Genomic DNA, 17368 nt, shown 5'->3' on the forward strand with positions numbered 1-17368 from the left:
AACACAAAAGACCATATGCTTGCCATATCCTTCGCCGGCCCGGTGGCTTGAGCGAGGAGCCAGAACCCGATCCCATCCCGAACTCGGCCGTTAAACTCCTCAGCGCTGATGGTACTGTGTCTCAAGACCCGGGAGAGTAGGTCGTTGCCGGGCCTGTCAAGGATATCCCTCATCACATGACGTGACAGCGCGCGGCGCCAGGTGCCCAAAAGCACCCAGCGCCGCGTTGCCGTTTAAAAAAACCTTACCGCGGGGTGGAGCAGCCCGGTAGCTCGTCAGGCTCATAACCTGAAGGTCGTCAGTTCAAATCTGGCCCCCGCAACCAAATCAATGAAGAATGCAAAAACCCGCAGAGAGAAACCTCCGCGGGTTTTTGCTCGTTCCGGGCGAAGAAGCACACAGCGCCTAGCGAATGGGCCGTGCCGAAACCTCGCGCCTCTAAAACCTCTGCGATCTAGGTCCCCCGGAGAGCGCTCTAAGCGCCATTCTGTTTCCTCAGCAGTGTTTGGTATAAATCCCGGAGTTTCTGCCGGTCTGCCGGGTCTTGAATCCGGCTAAGATCGAGCTTTATATGCTCGTCTTGTTGACCCTCGGCATCCTCTTGGACGTCGATAGGCAGATCCACCAGATAGCCGGCCTGCCCCTTCATCGTAAAACCTTCTTTCCCCTGTTCGGCAGATTCGCTTTCAGGACGCATGAAGCTTCGAGCGCTCACGCCCCAAAGATCTTCAATCGTGACTACGACTTCAAACGGAATCTTATTCTTTCCGGTTTCATACTTCGAAATTTGCTGTTGCTTGACTTCAATGCGCTCCGACAAATGCTCTTGACTCAGGCCTGCGGCGTGCCGATACGCCTTCAAAAAGGCCCTCGCGCTGTCGTTGGCTGGCCCTTTACCCGTCCTCGGCATGCTTCCCCCGGAGCCGCGAGGCTAAAAGGGAGCGTTTCAGGGCGTGTCAAACAACTGATTTCAGGTCGTAGTATAGAACTGAAGCAATTTTAGGTTGAAGTTGGGCTGCTTATGCCCGTTCACGGCGGCGCGTCCTATTGCAATCTTGGCATGTTGCCGCGAGGGCCTGCAGACCGATGCCGGCGCCCTCGCAGATGATCTCCTCGGGTGAAACCTTGATGAGGGATAGGCGCCACAGATTGCTGCAGTGATGTCGTCCGCCGAATCGAGCCCTCCGCCACGTCGTCATCCTCCCGGTTGCAGTAAGTGGGCGACGGTTTGCTGAGACCTTCGTCGCCTTCTGCGGGTTCTGAAGAGTGCAAAGTGTCGGAGCGCTCCGGGCAGCCTGCGACCGTTACACGGCGATGCGTCGACTGACTCCGGTTCGCCTGACGCAGACGCGGCGCCGATAGGGCGACGACCGGCTCTATTCGGACTGAGCGTTTCTCTGCGCGATCGCTTCAGTGAAGATCGGCTCCCAGGCCATGACGTGGCTGGTCATCAGAGCCTCGGCTTCGTCCTCCAGCCCCTCCCGGATCACCTCGATGATGCGGTAATGCTCCGGCACGGACGCTTTCTGCCGCTCCAGGCCATGGGCTGACCGGATGCCGTAGAGCCGCATCCGGTCGCGCAGGCGCAGGACGATGTCGGCCAGGACATCGTTGCCGGCGAGTGCGAGCAATTCCGCATGGAAGGCTCGGTCGGCGGCCAGATAGCGCGGCACGTCGCCGGTCTCGACGGATTCGGCGATGGCGTCGGCCTGCGCCTGGAGTTCAGAGAAATCCTCAGTCCCCATCCTGACCAGCTTGCGGAAGGCAGACGCTTCGAGCTGCCTGCGCACCTCGAAGATGCCGCGCAACTCGTCGAGCGAGGGATCGACGACCCGGAAGCCGCGATTGCGCATCGGCTGGAGCAGCCCGTCCGAGGTGAGCTGGAGCAGGGCCTCGCGGATCGGCGTCGTCGAGATGCCGAGCGTGCGCGCCAGCGACGGGACCGAGCAGACCGTGCCCGGTGGCATCTCGCCGGAGACGATCGCGATCCGCAGTTGATCGACGACCTGTTCGCGCAGATTGGCGTCTCCCGAGATCAGCTGCATCCGTTCCCCGCCTTGCGCCGCATAGTTGATGCTCTCTGCCATGATCGCCCCGGCTATGGCCAGTCGCATCTCGGACTTGAAGTAGCGCGTCACGCGTAATACACTACCATATGTCCGATATGCGGAATGCCGAAATCAAAGAGGGCTATTGCACCCTGTGCCGCTCCCGCTGTGGTTCGCTGAACCATGTGCTGGACGGGCGTCTCGTCGCGGTTTTGCCCAATCCGGCCCATCCGACCGGGGCGGCGCTCTGCGCCAAGGGGCGGGCAGCACCCGAGCTGGTCGACAGCCCGCTGCGGCTGACCAGGCCGTTGAAGCGCACCACGCCGCGTGGCGCCGAAGCGCCGGACTGGGTCGAGATCGACTGGCCTGAGGCGCTCGACACGATCGCCGAGCGGCTCGGCACGATCCGAAGCGAGACCGGCGCCGAGACGGTCGCCTTCGCGGTGACGACGCCGAGCGGCACGCCGATGGTCGACAGCTTCGAATGGGTCGAGCGCTTCATTCGCTGCTTCGGCAGCCCCAATCTGATCTACGCCGTGGAGATCTGTGGCTGGCACAAGGATTTCGCCCAGGCCCTGACCTATGGCCGCGGCATCGGCGCGGCCGATTACGACAATGCGGACGCCATCGTGCTCTGGGGACACAACCCGACGCGGACATGGCTGGCGCAGGCGACCCGCATCGCCGCCGCGCGCAAGCGTGGCGCGACCGTCGCGGTGGTCGATCCCAAGCGCGGCGGCGCCGGCGAGGGTGCCGATCTCTGGCTCGGCATCCGCCCAGGTGCGGACGGGGCGCTGGCCATGGGTGCGATCCGCCATCTCCTGATGAATCGCAGCTATGACGACGCATTCGTCCGGCAATGGACGAATGCGCCGATGCTGGTCGATCTGTCGACCGGGCGTCTGCTGCGCGCGCAGGATCTCCGGGCGGACGGCGCGGACGATGCCTTCGTGCTGTTGCGGCCGGATGGTTCGCCGCAGGCCTATGACACCCACGAGGCGCTCGAGCGGCCGCAGGACATCGTCCTCGACGGCGAGGCGACGCTGCAAGGCGCGGACGGTAGAGCGATCGTCTGCGCCACCGTGATGCGGCTCCTGGCGCGCGAGGCCGCCGCCTTCACGCCGGAGCATGTCGCCGGGATCACCGGGCTCTCGATCGACGACCTCGCCAGCTTCTACGGTCTGTTCGAGGGGGCGCCCCGGCTGGCTTATCATTCGTGGACCGGCGTCGGCCAACACTCCAACGCGACCATGATCGAGCGCGCCATCGGCACGCTCTATGCGCTCACCGGCGCGAGTGACCGCAGCGGCGGCAATGTCTGGACGAGCGCGCCGCCTTTCCGCACCGTGAACGATTATGGCCTGCTGCCGGAAGCGCAGCGCCGCAAGGCCCTCGGCCTCGCCGAGCTGCCATTGGGCCCGCCGGCAAAGGGCTGGATCACCGCCCGCGATTTCTGCCGGTCCGTGCTCGAGGGGGAGCCCTATCGCGTCCGCGCATTGATGAGCTTCGGCACCAATTTTGTGGTGTCGCAGGGCGATTCCGCGCGCAATTGCGCCGCGCTGCAGGCGCTCGACTTCCATGTCCATGTCGACATGTTCATGAACCCGACCGCCGAGCAGGCCGACATCGTCCTGCCCGCCAGCATGCCTTGGGAGCGCGAGGCGCTGCGGCTCGGTTTCGAGATCACGCAGGACGCGGTCGAGCACATCCAGCTTCGCCAGGCCATGGTGCCGCCACGCGGCGATGTCCGGGCCGACTACGACATCGCCTTCGACCTCGCCTGCCGGCTCGGCCATGCGGAGGAGTTCTTCGGCGGTTCGATCGAGGCCGGCTGGAACCACCAGCTCAAACCGCTCGGGCTGAGTGTCGCGCAGCTGCGGGCCCAGCCGGGCGGCACCCGCGTGCCGCAGCCCAACCCGGAGCGCAAGTACGCTGCGATCCGCAAGGAAGACGGGGTCGCCGGCTTCCCTACGGCGAGCCGCCGGATCGAGATCTATTCCGAGCAGTTGCTGGCGCTCGGCCATCCGGCGCTACCCTGCCATGTCGAGCCGGCGAGCGCAGCCGGGCGCCCGGCCGAGCTGCCGCTGCTGCTTTCGACCGCAAAATCCGGCTGGTTCGTCCACTCGTCGCACCGCCATGTCGCTTCGCTCAGGCGCAAGGCGCCCGATCCATCGGTCGAGCTCAGCCCGGCGGTCGCTCAGGCGCGCGGCATCGTCGCCGGCGACTGGGTGATCGTGCGCACGCGCGACGGCGAGGCGAAACTGCGCGCCAAGCTGGAGCCGACGCTGCCGGCCGGGACCGTGATCGCCGAGTTCGGCTGGTGGGAAGCCTGCACGCCGCTCGGGCGCCCCGGTGGGGCGGTAACGGGACCGGCAACGCGCAACATCAACGCGATCTTGTCCGATCGCGATCGCGACCCGATCAGCGGCTCTGTTCCGCTGAGGGCAGTGGCTTGCGAGATCATCCGCGACGAGGCCGCCTCGCGCGGCTGGTGGACCGGAGAGCGTGCCTTCCGCATCGTCTCGCGCCGGCACGAGGCCGAGGATGTCCTCGCCTTCGGTCTCGCTCCCGTCGATGGCGGGTCGCTATCCGGTTTCCTCCCCGGCCAGCATGTTGAGGTGACCGAGCCCGGAACGGGATTGTCGCGTAGCTATTCGCTGACCGGCCCGACCGAGAATCCCACCGAATATGAGATCGCGGTGCGCCAGATCGCGGCCGGCGCCGACGGCACGCCGCCCGGCCGGATGTCGACGCGGCTGCACGAGCTGGAACCCGGCAGCATCGTCACGCTGCAGCCGCCGGCGGGGATTTTCACGCCGCCCTTGACCGGCACCCGCCCGGTGATTCTGGTCGCGGCCGGCGTCGGTATCACGCCTTTCGTCGGCTATCTCGCCGCGCTCGCTCGGACCCTGCCGGAGCAGCGCCCGCCCTCGGTCGAGCTGGTTTATATCTGCCGCAATGGCGCCGAGCAGCCTTTCGGTGACTGGCTGTCGACGATCGCTGGGCGAATTCCGGAGCTGCGAGTGATCCGGGCCTTCACCCGGCCGCGACCACAGGACCAGCTCGGTCGCGATTTTGACCATGCCGGCCGGCCGGAAATTGCAGGGCTGGGCCTCGTTCCTGGGGCGCGCCGGCCGCTGGCCTATCTCTGCGGGCCCGACGGTTTCGTCGCCGACACCCGGGCCGCTTTGGCGAGCATTGGCCTACCGGGCTTCGACGTCTTCAGCGAGGTCTTCGTCTCGCAGATCGACATTCCCGCCAATCTGGCGCCGCGCCGTATCATGCTGCAGCGGAGCGGGGCATCCTTCGACTGGTCAGTACAGGCCGGCAGCCTGCTCGATGCCGCCGAGGCGGCCGGGCTGTCGCTGCCGAGCGGCTGCCGCAGCGGCCAATGCGAGAGCTGCCGCCTGCGTGTCGTCTCCGGCACCGCCAGCCACCTCTCGCCCTATGACGGCGAGCCCGACGATTGCCTGACCTGCTGCGCGGTGCCGCTCAGCGACCTCGTTCTCGACGCCTGACTGCAAACCAACGGCGGCTAACCGCCATAAGAGGGGACAATGACAGATACGATCCTGAACGAACGCGCGGCGGCGCCGCGCGAAGGCGTCCTCGTGCGCATGTCGCAGACCATGGTGGCGTTCTCGGAACGCTGGTTTCCGGACGCCTATATCTTCGTCCTGCTGGCGACGGTGGCGGTCGCGCTCGCGTCGATCGCGCATGGCGGCTCGCCGGTCGCAGTCAGCACCGCCTTCGGCGAGGGCTTCTGGAGCATCATTCCGTTCACCATGCAGATGGCGCTGGTCGCCATCGGCGGCTACATCGTGGCGCTCTCGCCGCCGGTCGCGGCGCTGATGCGCCGGGCTGCCGCAATGCCGAGCACAGGCCGCGGCGCCGTCGTCTTCGTCGGCGTGGTCAGCATCCTGCTCTCGCTGGTCAACTGGGGCGTCAGCCTGATCTTCTCCGGCCTCTTGGTGCGCGAGATCGCCCGGCGCAAGGACATCCGCCTCGATTATCGCGCGGCGGGCGCGGCCGGCTATCTCGGGCTCGGCTTCGGCTTCACCCTCGGCATCAGCTCCTCGGCGGCGCAGCTCCAGGCCAATCCGGCGAGCATCCCGCCCTCGCTGATGCCGATCACCGGCGTGATCAGCTTCTATGAGACGATCCTGACTTGGCAGAACCTCTTGGTGATCGTGGTTGGCACGGCGCTCTCGGCGGCGATCTGCTACTACACCACCCCGTCCGACGCTGCGGCCAAGACCGCCGCCGACCTCGGCGTCGACCTCACCGACGTCAAGGCCGAGCAGAAGCCGACCCGGCCGGGCGACTATCTCGAATTCAGCCCGCTCCTGACGATCCTGATCGTCGTGCTGGCCGCCGGCTGGTTCTACGAGACCTTCAAGTCCGGCAATCCGCTGATCACGATGTCGGGCCTCAACACCTACAACTTCGTCTTCCTGCTGGTCGGCGCGCTGCTGCACTGGCGGCCGCGCAGCTTTCTGGTCAGCTTCTCGCAGGCCATGCCGAGTGTCGCCGGCGTGCTGCTGCAATTCCCGTTCTATGGCGGCATCGCCTACATGCTGACGCGGGTGAAGGCCGGAAGCGTCTCGCTCTCGGACACGATCGCGCACTGGTTCGTCGGCCTCGCCAGCGATGCCAGCGTGTTCTCCTTCATCGTCGGCATCTATTCGGCGATCCTCGGCTTCTTCATCCCCTCTGCCGGCGGCAAATGGATCATCGAGGCGCCCTACATCATGAAGGCGGCCAACGAGATCGGCGCGCATCTCGGCTGGACGGTGATGGTCTACAACATCGCCGAGACCCTGCCGAACTTCATCAATCCGTTCTGGATGCTGCCGCTGCTCGGCGTGCTCAAGCTGAAGTCGAAGGACCTGATCGGCTACACCTCTATGCAGTTCTTCATCCACTTCCCGGTGGTGATGCTGCTCGCGGTCGCGCTGATGCACACCTTCACCTATCGCGCGCCGGTCATGCCCTGAGCGAGCGGGGTCCCGTTGTCCTCAGAGCGCTGCGGCCTGGGTCATGAGCCAGGTCCGCAGCGCCGACAGGTCTTCGCTGATCGCCGAAGTCCGGGGCTGGATGAGACCATAGGCGGTTCCGTCCGCAGTGAAGCCGGCCGGTGCTTCAAGTCGTCCCGCTTTGACCTCGCTTGCCGCGATCGCTTGCGGCGAGAGCGCGACGCCGAGGCCGCCGAGTGCGGCCTCGAGCATCAGGAAATGATGGTCCAGCAGCCGGACCGAACGGGGGCGAGGCGCGGTCGGCTGCCCCTCAAGCCAGGCCTGCCAGGCCTGCGGCCGGGTTCGTGATCCCAGCGCGACATAATCGCCGCTGTCGAAGGTCCCGCGCAGCGATGGCGGCATCACCGGACCGACCCGCTCTGGCATCAGCGCCGTGACCGCCCAGCCCGGATCGAGCGCGAAATCCAGCCGCCTGATCGCGACCGTCACCCGCTCGCGTGCGAAATCCAGTGCACCTCCGCCCGTCGACAGATGCACCTCGATCGCCGGATAGGCATCCTGGAACTCGGACAGGCGCGGGATCAGCCAGCGCATCGCCAGGGATCGCTCGCAGGACAGGACGATCGGGGCCGGCGCGGCACTTGTCCTGATCGCCGCGAGCGCGCCCGAGATCAGGCCGAGCGCCTGACCGGTCGCCGACGCCAGCGTCTCGCCGCTGGCCGTCGGCCGTACGCCGCGCCCATCCGCTTCGAGCAAGGCCATGCCGATATCCATGCCAAGCTTCGAAACCCGTCGGCTGACAGCACCATGCGTCAAGGCGAGCTCGGTCGCGGCGGCTCGCACGGAGCCGAGCCGAGCCACCGCCTCCAGGGCGCGAAGATCGTCGAGCGAGGGAATCTCGGTGCGCTTCATTGGTGATCGATTATCACCAGTATCTGTCAGATCATATGCATTTTCAGCGCGGACAATTCTGTCATCCTCACGGGCATGACGATGCGGGATTCTGCGCAGACCGGCATCGCCACGGAAGGCGCCAACGCCGTTTCTCGGGCGTGGCAGCCGGCTTGTTCTGCTGGAGAGAGCCCGATGAGATCGACAGCCCTGCCTATCGCGATCACCATGGGAGATCCGTCCGGCATCGGGCCGGAGATCGTCGCGAAGCTGTTCGTGAGGCGAGTGGCCGAAGGCACATTGCAGGGAGAAAACCGGGCGCGGCCTGCGATCGTGATCGGGGATCCGCTGGTCATGCGCCATGCCCTGACCCTCCTGGGCAGCACGCTCCAGCTCCGGACGGTCGCGGCGGTGAGTGAGGCTGCCTGCGAGCCGGGCACGATCGATGTCCTCGCATCCTCCCGCCTCGACGCGCCTCCTCCGCTCGGCACCGTCAATGCGAAAAGCGGCAAGGCCGCGTTCGATGCGATCGCGCTGGCCATCGAGCTGGCTGCAGCCGGGCAGGTCGCCGGGATCGTCACGGCGCCGATCCACAAGGAGTCATTGGCGGCCGCAGGCTTCGGCTACCCCGGCCATACCGAAATCCTGGCCGATCGCGGCAAGGCGGGCCGTGTGGCGATGATGCTGGCCAATGACGAAATCCGGACAGTTCTCGTCACGATCCACTGTTCGCTGCGCGAGGCGATCGAACGCGCCGATTTTGCCGCGCAGATGTCGGCCATTCGCCTGGCCCATGCGGGTGGGAAGGCGCTCGGCTTGGCAGCGCCACGCATCGCTGTCGCCGGGCTCAATCCCCATGCCGGGGAGGGCGGTCTGTTCGGCCGCGAGGAAATCGAGATCATCGCCCCGGCGGTCGCGGCGGCGCGGCGCGAAGGGATCGATGCGAGCGGTCCCTGGCCGGGCGACACCGTCTTCATGCAGGCACGCGCCGGCCGTTTCGATATCGTCGTGGCGCAGTATCATGATCAGGGCCTGATCCCGGTCAAATATCTCGGCCTCGACAAGGGGGTGAACATCACGCTCGGCCTGCCCTTCATCCGCACCAGCCCCGATCACGGCACGGCCTTCGACATCGCTGGGCAGGGCATTGCCGATCCCGCCAGCGTCGAAACCGCTTTCGACTATGCGTGCCGCCTTGCGGCCACGCGCGACCAGGATCATCGCCATGGCTGACCTCGCTTTCATCTTCATGCTGACGCGCCATGACCGGACGGTGCCCGACGCTGCCGGACATGTCGCGACCGCGCTCGCCGCCGGCATCCGCCATATCGGCTTCAAGGATGTCGGATTGCCGCTTCCCGCGCTCAGGGAACTCGGCCACATGATCAAGGCCGGCGGTGCGGTAAGCTATCTCGAAGTCGTCTCGCTCGACCGCGACAGCGAGATCATGTCGGTGCGCGCAGCCATCGATCTTGGCGTCGACCATCTGCTGGGCGGGACGCATGTCGACGATGTCCTGCCGCTGCTGCGCGGCACCGGCATCCGCTACTATCCCTTCCCGGGGCAGATCGCCGGGCATCCGAGCGTGCTGAACGGCTCGATCGAGGAGATCGTCGGCAGCGCCCGCAGCATTGCGGGCCGCGAGGGCGTCGACGGGCTCGATTTGCTCGCCTATCGCTCCGGCGTCGATGTCCCGGCGCTGATGACCGCCGTCTGCGCGGCCACGGACAAGCCGGTGATCGTCGCGGGCTCGATCGACCGGCCGGAGCAGATCGAGGCGGTTCGGCAGGCTGGCGCCGCCGGGTTCACCATCGGCACGTCGGCGCTCGAGGGCCGCTTCCCGGCGCGTGGGACCGGGCTGGAGGCGCAGCTCGCAGCGATCGCCGCCTGCCTCTGACAGGTAGGGCGGCTCAGCCGGGCTGGGCTTTCTGCCGCAGGGAGCGCGGGGTTTCGCGGAAGGCGGCCTTGAAATCCCGCGAGAGATGGGCGCTGTCGGCAAAGCCTGCACCCATGGCGATGTCGGTGAGCGAGCGCTTGCTGTTCAGGATCAGCCATTTCGCATAGTCGAGCCGCAGCTTGCGCTGGAAGGCCGCCGGGCTCTGGCCGAGCGAGGCGCCGAACAGGCGCTCGAGCTGGCGCGGGCTGACGCCGACATAGCGCGCGACCGCGGCGATCGGCGGGGGATTGTCGAGCCGCTGCTCGATGAACTGCGCCGCCTGCTGCACCCGAACATCGAGATTGGGCGCCAGCTCGGCGTAGAAATGCGCCTGCGGCATCTCGGCCGGGCGCATGTCCTGCAGCATCATGTGCCGCATCGCCTGCTGGGCCTTGTCGCGGCCGCAATGGCGCGCGACGAGATAAAGGCCGAGATCGATCGCGGCGGTCGAGCCGGCGCAGGTGATCAGGTCGCCCTCGTCGATGAAGAGCCGCTCGACCCCGGCCGAGACCTTGGGAAAGCGCTCCTTGAAGGCGTCGAGCACGTTCCAGTGCACGCAGACCCGGCGTGGGCCGGCGAGGCCGGCCCGGGCGATCGCGAAGGTGCCGGTGCAGATGCCGAGCAAGCGTACACCCGACGTCGCCGCGCGGCGCAGATAGCCGAGCAGGCTCTCGGGGAGAGCGTCGTTGAGATAGTCGTTGCCGCCGCAGACGGCGAGATAGTCGAAGCCGGCGGGGTCGAGCAGGCCGGCATTCGGCGTGACCGAGACGCCGCAGCTCGAACGCCGCGGCTCCCCGTCGAGGCTCATCACCGTCCAGCTGGCATGCAGCTGGCGGCTGCGCCCGCCATGATCCGCAGCCAGCCGGAGCACGTCGATCAGCCCGGAGAAGGCAGCGAGCGTGAACTGGTCGAGCAGCAGGAAGCCGATCCGCAGCCGCGAGACCGGCGCTGCGGCGGTCTGCGGCCGGTCGCTGGCGGGGTGATGGAACTGGGCGGTGCTCATGTCGTGATTATTCAAATTTTGGGCCGGCGCATTCTAGTGCCTTTTGTGGCCCGCGCGCCAATGTCGCTACAGAAGCGCAAAGACGCTCGGCAGAGGAGAACGACGATGACCCCAACCGTCCGGCTGGCCACGGCCATGCTCGCCACCACCCTGCTCACCGCCCCGGCGCTGGCGCAGCAGCCCTCGTCGATCACCGTCGCCTGGTATGGCGGCAATTGGGGCGAGGCCTTCAAGGCTTGCGTCGCCGAGCCCTTCACCAAGGCGACCGGTATCGCCGTCAATGCCGAGATCGGCACCTCGACCGTCACATTGGCGAAGCTGCAGCAGCAGAAGGCGGCGCCAACCATCGACGTCGCCTGGATGGATGGCGGCATCAGCGAGCTCGCCCTCGCCGCGGAGGTGACCGACACTCTCGACCCGGCGGCGATCCCCAATCTCGCCAACACCCTGCCGGAAGCCATCTACAAGAGCGGCGCGACCACTTATGCGGTCGGCAGCGGCTACTACTCGCTTGGGCTCACCTACAACACCCAGAAGGTGAAGACCGCGCCGACCTCCTGGAACGATCTCTGGAAGCCGGAGTTCGAGGACGCCGTCACCATTCCCTCGCCGGCGAATTCCTCCGGCGTGCCCTTCGTGATGTTCCTGTCGAAGATCTGGGGCCATCCGGCCGGCGACCTCGCTCCGACCTTCAAGAAGATCAAGGAGCTCAAGGCCGCGCTGTTCTTCGATTCCTCGGGCGCCGCCACCAACGCCTATCAGAGCGGCGAGGCGATCATCGGCGCGCATTTCAACGTCGGCGCCTGGGATCTCGCCGACAAGGGCCTGCCGATCGGCTTCGTCGTGCCCAAGGAGGGCGCCTGGGCGACCGATGCGCGCCTGCATCTGGTCAAGGGCACGCCGAAGAAGGACGCGGCCGCCAAATTCATCAACCAGGCGCTGACACCTGAAGCCTCCGGCTGCCTTGCCGAGAAGCTCTATCTCGGCCCCTCCGTGAAGAACGTTGCGGTCAAGCCCGAGACCGCGCGCAAGCTGCCCTGGGGCGAGACCGGCTCGGTCAAGAACCTGCAATTGTTCGACTGGGCTGAGATCAACGGCCTGCGCTCGCGCGTCGTCGACGAGTGGAACCGGCAGATCGCCCGTAAGTGAGCTGATGGCAACGAGCATCGCGAGCCGCAGCATGAGCCCCATCCTCGCCATAGACGGCCTGTCCAAGCATTTCGGCGGACAGGCGGCGCTGACGGCGATCGATCTTGCCGTCGAGCAGGGCGAGTTCATCGCCCTGCTGGGGCCCTCGGGCTGCGGCAAGACCACGCTGCTGCGCTGCATCGCCGGCTTCCTGACGCCGGAGGCCGGCACGATCCGGCTCGCCGGCGAGGACGTGACGCGGCTGCCGCCCTATCGGCGTCCACTCAACACGGTGTTCCAGAACTACGCGCTCTTCCCGCATATGAGCGTTGCCGAGAACGTCGCCTATGGGCCGCGCCGGCAGGGCGTCGCCAGGGATGAGGCGGCCAGGCGCGCTGCCGAGGCGCTGGAGCTTGTCGGCCTTGCCGGCTTCGGTGAGCGCCTGCCGGCTCAGCTTTCCGGTGGTCAGCAGCAGCGCGTCGCGCTGGCCCGCGCCATCGTCAACCGGCCGCAATTGCTGCTGCTCGACGAGCCCCTGAGCGCGCTCGACCTGAAGCTGCGCAAGAAGGTCCAGAGTGAGCTCAAGCAGATCCAGCACCGGCTCGGCATCGCCTTCCTGTTCGTGACGCACGATCAGGACGAGGCGATGAGCATGGCCGACCGGATCGTGCTGATGAATCGTGGCCGCATCGAGCAGATCGGCCGTGGCCAGGACATCTACGCCCGCCCGGCGACCCGCTTCGCTGCCGATTTCGTCGGCGATGCCAACCTGCTCGCGGTCGACAGGCGCGGTGATGACAGCGTCTCGCTGCTTGGCGGCGCGATCACTTTGCCGGCTGCCGATGCGCCGCAAGGCACCCTGACCGGCGTGCTGCGGCCCGAGGACATCCTCGTCACGACCGAGCCCGTCGCCGAGCGCCTCGCCTTGCCGGCCGTCGTCTCCGAGATCGTCCATGTCGGCAGCCATGCCTCGGTCGGACTGACCGTTGGAGATACTACGCTGACCGCCCGGCTTGCCCCGTCCGCCCTCGCCGGGATGAGCGCCGGCCAGGCCGTCTTCGCCAATATCCGCCTCGTCGACATCAGCCTCGTGCCGGGGGATGCGTGATGAGCGGAGTGCCGCGCCCGGTCCTGCTGCTCTGCGCCCTGCCGGCGGCCTTCTTCGTCGCCTTCTTCCTGGCGCCGATGGCGGTCGTGCTGATCGCGAGCCTGACGACGCCGGCCGGCCAGCCGACCTTCGCGCACTATGTCCGCATCCTCGCCGACACCTATCACTGGGATGTGCTCTGGGTGACCTTCCGCATCGGCGCGCTGACCACGCTGGTCTGCGTCCTGATCGGCTATCCGCTCGCCTGGTATCTCGTCCGCATCGTCAAATGGCGGCCCTGGCGCCGCTTCTGCGTGATCCTCCTGGTCGTGCCGCTGTTCACCAGCAACATCGTGCGCTCCTTCGGCTGGATGGTGCTGCTCGGCCGCAATGGCCTGGTCAATGACGGGCTGATCGGGCTCGGCCTGATCGAGCGGCCGATGCGCTTCCTCGGAACCGAGCTCGGCATCCTGATCGGCCTCGTCTACATACTCCTGCCCTTCATCGTGCTGGCGGTGGGCAATGCGCTCGCCAAGGTCGATCCGGCGCTCGAACACGCCTCCGCCGATCTCGGTGCGACGCCGGCCGGCACCTTCCGGACCATCATCTTCCCGCTCAGCCTGCCCGGGCTGATGGCCGGCGCCGTCATGGTCTTCATGCTGGCCGTGAGTGCGTATGTCACGCCGGCGCTGCTCAGCGGCGGGCGGATCACCGTCTTCTCGATGCTGATCTTCCAGCAATACAGCTCGGTCTTCGACTTCAACTATGGCGGTGCGCTCAGCATCACCATGCTGGTGCTGACGCTGGCGCTCGTCGCCATCGCCGGGCGCCTCAGTGAGCCGAGGAGGGCCTGAGATGGTGTCAGCTCTCGTCCGGATCGTCTCCTTCGCCGCGCTCGCCTATCTCGCGCTGCCGCTTGTCGTCCTGGTCGGGACGTCGCTGACCACGACCAGCTTCCTCGCCTTCCCGCCGCAGGGACTGACGCTCGCCTGGTACGGCAAGATGCTGGGCGATCCCTCCTATGTCTCCGCCTTCCTGATCAGCACGCTGCTCGCGGTCGCCGCGACCATCGTCGCCGTGCTGCTGGCGGTGCCGGCGGCGATCGCCATCGCCCGCTATCGCTTCACCGGCCGCCGTCTGCTCTCCGAGACGCTGATGTCGCCGCTGATCCTGCCGCATGTCGTGCTCGGCGCGGCGCTGCTCCAATATGGCAGCACGATCGGCCTCGTCCGCAGCTTTCCGGCGCTGCTGGTCGGGCATGTCGTGATCATCATGCCCTTCGTGCTGCGGGCGGTGCTGCCGCAGCTCAGCGACGAGCAGCGCAGCCTGGAGGACGCCTCGGCCGATCTCGGCGCCAAGCCGCTGACCACCTTCTTCCTAGTGACCCTGCCGCAAATCCGCAGCGGGCTCGTCAGCGGTGCGATCTTCGCCTTCATCGCCTCCTGGATCAATGTCGAGCTCAGCATCTTCAACACGACCGCCGAGCTGACCACGATCCCGGTCAAGCTCTTCAACTACGTCCAGTACACAATCGACCCGACCATCGCCGCGGTCTCCGGCCTGACGATCATCGTCGCCGCCGTCGTCATCGTGCTGCTCGACCTCACCATCGGCCTCGACGTGCTCTCGGAGCGACGCCGCTAACCCTTCGACCCACTGCTTTCCCAAGGAGCCGCACATGCGCCAGCAGAATGTCTTCGACGTCGTCTACACGCATACCGAGGGTGAGCCCCTCTGCATCATCCATAGCGGGATTCCCTACCCGGCCGGATCGAGCATCCTGGAGAAGCGCCGCTTCCTCGAGGAGAACTATGACTGGCTGCGCTGCGCCCTGATGCGCGAGCCGCGCGGGCACAAGGACATGTTCGGCGTCTTCCTGACGCCGCCGTCGAGCCCGGAGTTCGATGCCGGCCTGATCTATATCGACGGCACCCAATACTCGCATATGTGCGGCCACGGCACGATCGCGGTCGGAATGGCGATGGTCGCGCTCGGCCTCGTCCGGCGCGGCGAGAACGGCCGCACCACCATCCGCTTCGAGACCACCGCCGGACTGGTCACCGCCGAGGTCGCCAATGACGGCCCGGACGTGCTCTGGACCCGCTTCGAGAACGTGCCGGCCTATGTCGCGGCGCAGGACGTGCCGTTCGACCTGCCGGGCGTTGGCTCGCTCAAGGCCGACATCGTCTGGGGCGGCAATTACTTCGGGATCATCGACCTGCGCGGCACCTCGCTCCGGATTTCGCCAGAGAACGGCTCGGAGCTGTCGCGTCTCGGCATCATCGCCCGCGAGCAGCTCCGCCAGAAGGTCGCGATCCAGCACCCGGCCTCGGCCCATATCAACAACTTCAACTTCGTCACCTTCTGGCACGAGCCGACGATCGAGGGCGCCTTCTACAAGAACGTCCACGTCTTCTCGGCCGGCCAGCTCGACCGCTCCCCCGGCGGCACCGGCACCAGCGCGATGATGGCGATGTACGAGGCGCGCGGGCTGATGAAGATGAACCAGCCGATCCGCTCGGAAGGCCTGCTCGGCTCCGGCACCTTCGAGGGCTGCCTGATCGGCGAGACCAGCCTGAACGGTACCCGCGCCGTGCGTCCGACCGTGAAGGGCACCGCCGGCCTGCTCGGCACCGCGCGCTGGACGATCAACCGGGATGATCCGGTCGACGCCGGCTTCCTCGTCGCCTGACAGGTCTCGTGGCGGGGCGGCGTCTGGCCGCCCCGCTATCCGGTCGAGGCCGCCCGGCGGCCGGTGATCCATTCAGCCGTTGCCTCGAGGCAGGCGCGATCGATCCCGGTCGCAATGCCCTTGGCCTCGAAATGCGCGACCAGCCGTTCTGTCGCAAGATTTCCGGCGGCGCCGGGCGCATAAGGGCAGCCGCCGAGACCGCCGACCGAGCCATCGAAGACGCGCAGGCCCAGCTCCCAGGCCGCCGCGACATTGGCGATTGCGCGCCCGGAGGTGTCGTGGAAATGGCCGGCGAGCATCGTTGCCGGTGCCCGCTGCAAGGCGGCTTCGACCATCGCCGCCGTCCGTTCCGGCGTGCCGCGACCTAGTGTGTCGGACAAGGCGATCTCGTTGCAGCCGAGCGCGAGCAGCTCGGCCGTGACTGCCGCGACTGCCTCGGGCGCGATCTCTCCTTCATAGGGGCAGTCGAGCGCGCAAGAGACATAGCCGCGCACCGGCACGCCGGCACGGCTTGCCAGCGCCATCACCGGCCGGAAGCGCTCGATGCTCTCCGCGATCGAGCAATTGGTATTCGTCCGGCAGAAGCTTTCGGAGGCCGCGGTGAATACGGCGAGTGCCTGCGCGCCAGCAGCGAGCGCCGCCTCCGCTCCCTTCTCATTGGGGACCAGGGCGGAATAGGTCACGCCGGGTCGCCGATCGACGCCGCGCATCACCGCCTCATGATCGGCCATCTCAGGCACCCAGCGCGGCGAGACGAAGGCGGTCGTCTCGATCCGCGACAGGCCGGCATCGGCGAGCCTCCCGATCAGCGCGAGCTTATCCGCCGTGGCGATCCCGGCCTTCTCGTTCTGCAAGCCGTCGCGCGGGCCGACCTCGACGATGGTGACGCTGTCGGCCATTGTCAGGCGCCCAGATAGGCCGAGCGGACGCGCTCGTCGCGCAGCAGCTCGGCGCCGGTGCCTTCGAGCGTGATCGCGCCGGTCTCGATGACATAGGCGCGGTCGGCGATGGCGAGCGCCTGATTGGCCATCTGCTCGACCAGCAGGATCGTCATGCCCTCCTCGCGCAGCCGACGGATCACGGCGAAGACCTCACGCACGATCAATGGCGCCAGGCCGAGCGACGGCTCGTCGAGCAGGAGGAGTTTTGGCCGCGCCATCAAAGCGCGGGCGATCGCCAGCATCTGCTGCTCGCCGCCCGAGAGTGTGCCTGCGAGCTGGTCCTGTCGCTCGGCAAGGCGCGGAAAGACGGCGAAATAGCGCGCGATATCACTGGCGATGCCATCCTCGTCGCGACGCGCATAGGCACCAAGCACGAGATTGTCGCGCACGCTCTGGTCGCCGAAGACCAGGCGCCCTTCCGGCGAATGGCCGATGCCGAGCCTGACGCAGTCATGCCCGCGGATGCCGGTTATGTCGCGTCCCTCGAAGCGGATCGCGCCGCCAGCGACCTTCACCAGCCCCCCGATCGCCCGCATTAGTGTCGACTTGCCGGCGCCGTTGCCGCCGATCAGCGTCACGACCTCGCCTTGCCCAACCTCCAGCGAGATGCCCTTCAGCGCCTCGACCGCGCCATAGCGGACCTTGAGCCCTTCGATCGCGAGCATG

15 protein-coding genes, 1 tRNA gene and 1 rRNA gene are annotated in these 17368 nt (G+C 66.9%); 11 read left to right on the forward strand and 6 right to left on the reverse strand.

From position 1 onward, the window contains the following. Positions 1–38 precede the first annotated feature (38 nt). Together rrf and BMZ21_RS09470 are read left to right on the forward strand one after the other, a co-directional pair. Positions 39–153: ribosomal RNA gene (gene rrf / locus BMZ21_RS09465) — 5S ribosomal RNA — on the forward strand. 95 nt (positions 154–248) lie between these two features. After that, a tRNA-Met gene (locus BMZ21_RS09470) sits at positions 249–325 on the forward strand. A 150-nt stretch (positions 326–475) separates the two neighbouring features. On the opposite strand, the gene BMZ21_RS09475 is transcribed toward BMZ21_RS09470, so the two are convergent. Together BMZ21_RS09475 and BMZ21_RS09480 are read right to left on the reverse strand one after the other, a co-directional pair. Further along, the gene (locus BMZ21_RS09475) at positions 476–910 is read right to left on the reverse strand and encodes a helix-turn-helix domain-containing protein (RefSeq protein WP_091832502.1); all 435 of its coding nucleotides are present in this window, start codon (positions 908–910) and stop codon (positions 476–478) included. 466 nt (positions 911–1376) lie between these two features. Further along, a complete protein-coding gene (locus BMZ21_RS09480; RefSeq protein WP_244543783.1) occupies positions 1377–2138 on the reverse strand; it encodes a GntR family transcriptional regulator in 762 nt (253 codons plus the stop codon). A gap of 17 nt (positions 2139–2155) precedes the next feature. Here BMZ21_RS09480 and BMZ21_RS09485 point away from each other — a divergent pair, with 17 nt between their 5' ends. Both BMZ21_RS09485 and BMZ21_RS09490 read left to right on the forward strand, forming a co-directional pair. Next, the gene (locus BMZ21_RS09485) at positions 2156–5566 is read left to right on the forward strand and encodes a molybdopterin-dependent oxidoreductase (RefSeq protein ID WP_244543784.1); all 3411 of its coding nucleotides are present in this window, start codon (positions 2156–2158) and stop codon (positions 5564–5566) included. A 39-nt stretch (positions 5567–5605) separates the two neighbouring features. Further along, a complete protein-coding gene (locus tag BMZ21_RS09490; protein ID WP_091832506.1) occupies positions 5606–7045 on the forward strand; it encodes a short-chain fatty acid transporter in 1440 nt (479 codons plus the stop codon). 21 nt (positions 7046–7066) lie between these two features. On the opposite strand, the gene BMZ21_RS09495 is transcribed toward BMZ21_RS09490, so the two are convergent. Next, positions 7067–7936: a LysR family transcriptional regulator gene (locus BMZ21_RS09495; protein ID WP_091832510.1), complete on the reverse strand. Its 870-nt coding sequence runs from the start codon at positions 7934–7936 to the stop codon at positions 7067–7069. 174 nt (positions 7937–8110) lie between these two features. Between BMZ21_RS09495 and pdxA the strand changes: the two genes are divergently transcribed. Together pdxA and BMZ21_RS30330 are read left to right on the forward strand one after the other, a co-directional pair. Continuing rightward, complete coding sequence (gene pdxA, locus BMZ21_RS30325; RefSeq protein ID WP_244543785.1) at positions 8111–9148, forward strand: 4-hydroxythreonine-4-phosphate dehydrogenase PdxA; 1038 nt, start codon at positions 8111–8113, stop codon at positions 9146–9148. Next, positions 9141–9812 carry a 4-hydroxythreonine-4-phosphate dehydrogenase gene (locus BMZ21_RS30330; RefSeq protein ID WP_167561590.1) on the forward strand — a complete coding sequence of 224 codons (672 nt, stop codon included), beginning with the start codon at positions 9141–9143 and terminating at the stop codon, positions 9810–9812. Before pdxA ends, BMZ21_RS30330 begins: the two co-directional genes overlap by 8 nt. 13 nt (positions 9813–9825) lie before the next feature. Here the strand turns inward: BMZ21_RS30330 and BMZ21_RS09505 are convergent, their stop codons facing one another. Then, positions 9826–10854, reverse strand: coding sequence for a GlxA family transcriptional regulator (locus BMZ21_RS09505; RefSeq protein WP_091832513.1), 1029 nt, complete (start codon positions 10852–10854; stop codon positions 9826–9828). Between the two features lie 105 nt (positions 10855–10959). On the opposite strand from BMZ21_RS09505, the gene BMZ21_RS09510 reads away from it, so the two are divergent. From BMZ21_RS09510 to BMZ21_RS09530, 5 genes are read left to right on the forward strand one after another with little or no spacing between them, the layout of a single operon-like run. Next, the gene (locus tag BMZ21_RS09510) at positions 10960–12003 is read left to right on the forward strand and encodes an ABC transporter substrate-binding protein (RefSeq protein ID WP_091832517.1); all 1044 of its coding nucleotides are present in this window, start codon (positions 10960–10962) and stop codon (positions 12001–12003) included. A 31-nt stretch (positions 12004–12034) separates the two neighbouring features. After that, positions 12035–13090 carry an ABC transporter ATP-binding protein gene (locus tag BMZ21_RS09515; RefSeq protein ID WP_091834249.1) on the forward strand — a complete coding sequence of 352 codons (1056 nt, stop codon included), beginning with the start codon at positions 12035–12037 and terminating at the stop codon, positions 13088–13090. Then, entirely contained in the window at positions 13090–13923 is an 834-nt protein-coding gene (locus BMZ21_RS09520; RefSeq protein WP_091832520.1) for an ABC transporter permease, read from the forward strand. Before BMZ21_RS09515 ends, BMZ21_RS09520 begins: the two co-directional genes overlap by 1 nt. Position 13924: 1 nt before the next feature. Continuing rightward, positions 13925–14713 carry an ABC transporter permease gene (locus BMZ21_RS09525; protein WP_091832523.1) on the forward strand — a complete coding sequence of 263 codons (789 nt, stop codon included), beginning with the start codon at positions 13925–13927 and terminating at the stop codon, positions 14711–14713. Between the two features lie 34 nt (positions 14714–14747). Next, complete coding sequence (locus BMZ21_RS09530; RefSeq protein ID WP_091832526.1) at positions 14748–15761, forward strand: proline racemase family protein; 1014 nt, start codon at positions 14748–14750, stop codon at positions 15759–15761. A 35-nt stretch (positions 15762–15796) separates the two neighbouring features. On the opposite strand, the gene BMZ21_RS09535 is transcribed toward BMZ21_RS09530, so the two are convergent. Together BMZ21_RS09535 and BMZ21_RS09540 are read right to left on the reverse strand one after the other, a co-directional pair. Then, entirely contained in the window at positions 15797–16660 is an 864-nt protein-coding gene (locus BMZ21_RS09535) for a hydroxymethylglutaryl-CoA lyase (protein ID WP_091832529.1), read from the reverse strand. 2 nt (positions 16661–16662) lie between these two features. After that, positions 16663–17367, reverse strand: a complete 705-nt coding sequence (locus BMZ21_RS09540; protein WP_091834252.1) for an ABC transporter ATP-binding protein — start codon at positions 17365–17367, stop codon at positions 16663–16665. Position 17368 lies beyond the last annotated feature (1 nt).

It is taken from the genome of Allobosea lupini, from assembly GCF_900109525.1.
Taxonomy (GTDB): domain Bacteria; phylum Pseudomonadota; class Alphaproteobacteria; order Rhizobiales; family Beijerinckiaceae; genus Allobosea; species Allobosea lupini.

Bases quoted from the DNA above. Each gene is read 5' to 3' on its own strand.
- BMZ21_RS09530 (WP_091832526.1), top strand. From the start codon at position 14,748: ATGCGCCAGCAGAATGTCTTCGACGTCGTCTACACGCATACCGAGGGT.
- BMZ21_RS09520 (WP_091832520.1), top strand. From the start codon at position 13,090: ATGAGCGGAGTGCCGCGCCCGGTCCTGCTGCTCTGCGCCCTGCCGGCG.
- BMZ21_RS09515 (WP_091834249.1), top strand. From the start codon at position 12,035: ATGAGCCCCATCCTCGCCATAGACGGCCTGTCCAAGCATTTCGGCGGA.
- BMZ21_RS30330 (WP_167561590.1), top strand. From the start codon at position 9,141: ATGGCTGACCTCGCTTTCATCTTCATGCTGACGCGCCATGACCGGACG.
- BMZ21_RS09540 (WP_091834252.1), bottom strand. From the start codon at position 17,367: ATGCTCGCGATCGAAGGGCTCAAGGTCCGCTATGGCGCGGTCGAGGCG.
- BMZ21_RS09495 (WP_091832510.1), bottom strand. From the start codon at position 7,936: ATGAAGCGCACCGAGATTCCCTCGCTCGACGATCTTCGCGCCCTGGAG.
- BMZ21_RS09490 (WP_091832506.1), top strand. From the start codon at position 5,606: ATGACAGATACGATCCTGAACGAACGCGCGGCGGCGCCGCGCGAAGGC.
- BMZ21_RS09485 (WP_244543784.1), top strand. From the start codon at position 2,156: ATGTCCGATATGCGGAATGCCGAAATCAAAGAGGGCTATTGCACCCTG.
- BMZ21_RS09505 (WP_091832513.1), bottom strand. From the start codon at position 10,854: ATGAGCACCGCCCAGTTCCATCACCCCGCCAGCGACCGGCCGCAGACC.
- BMZ21_RS09535 (WP_091832529.1), bottom strand. From the start codon at position 16,660: ATGGCCGACAGCGTCACCATCGTCGAGGTCGGCCCGCGCGACGGCTTG.
- BMZ21_RS09525 (WP_091832523.1), top strand. From the start codon at position 13,925: ATGGTGTCAGCTCTCGTCCGGATCGTCTCCTTCGCCGCGCTCGCCTAT.
- pdxA (WP_244543785.1), top strand. From the start codon at position 8,111: ATGAGATCGACAGCCCTGCCTATCGCGATCACCATGGGAGATCCGTCC.
- BMZ21_RS09475 (WP_091832502.1), bottom strand. From the start codon at position 910: ATGCCGAGGACGGGTAAAGGGCCAGCCAACGACAGCGCGAGGGCCTTT.
- BMZ21_RS09510 (WP_091832517.1), top strand. From the start codon at position 10,960: ATGACCCCAACCGTCCGGCTGGCCACGGCCATGCTCGCCACCACCCTG.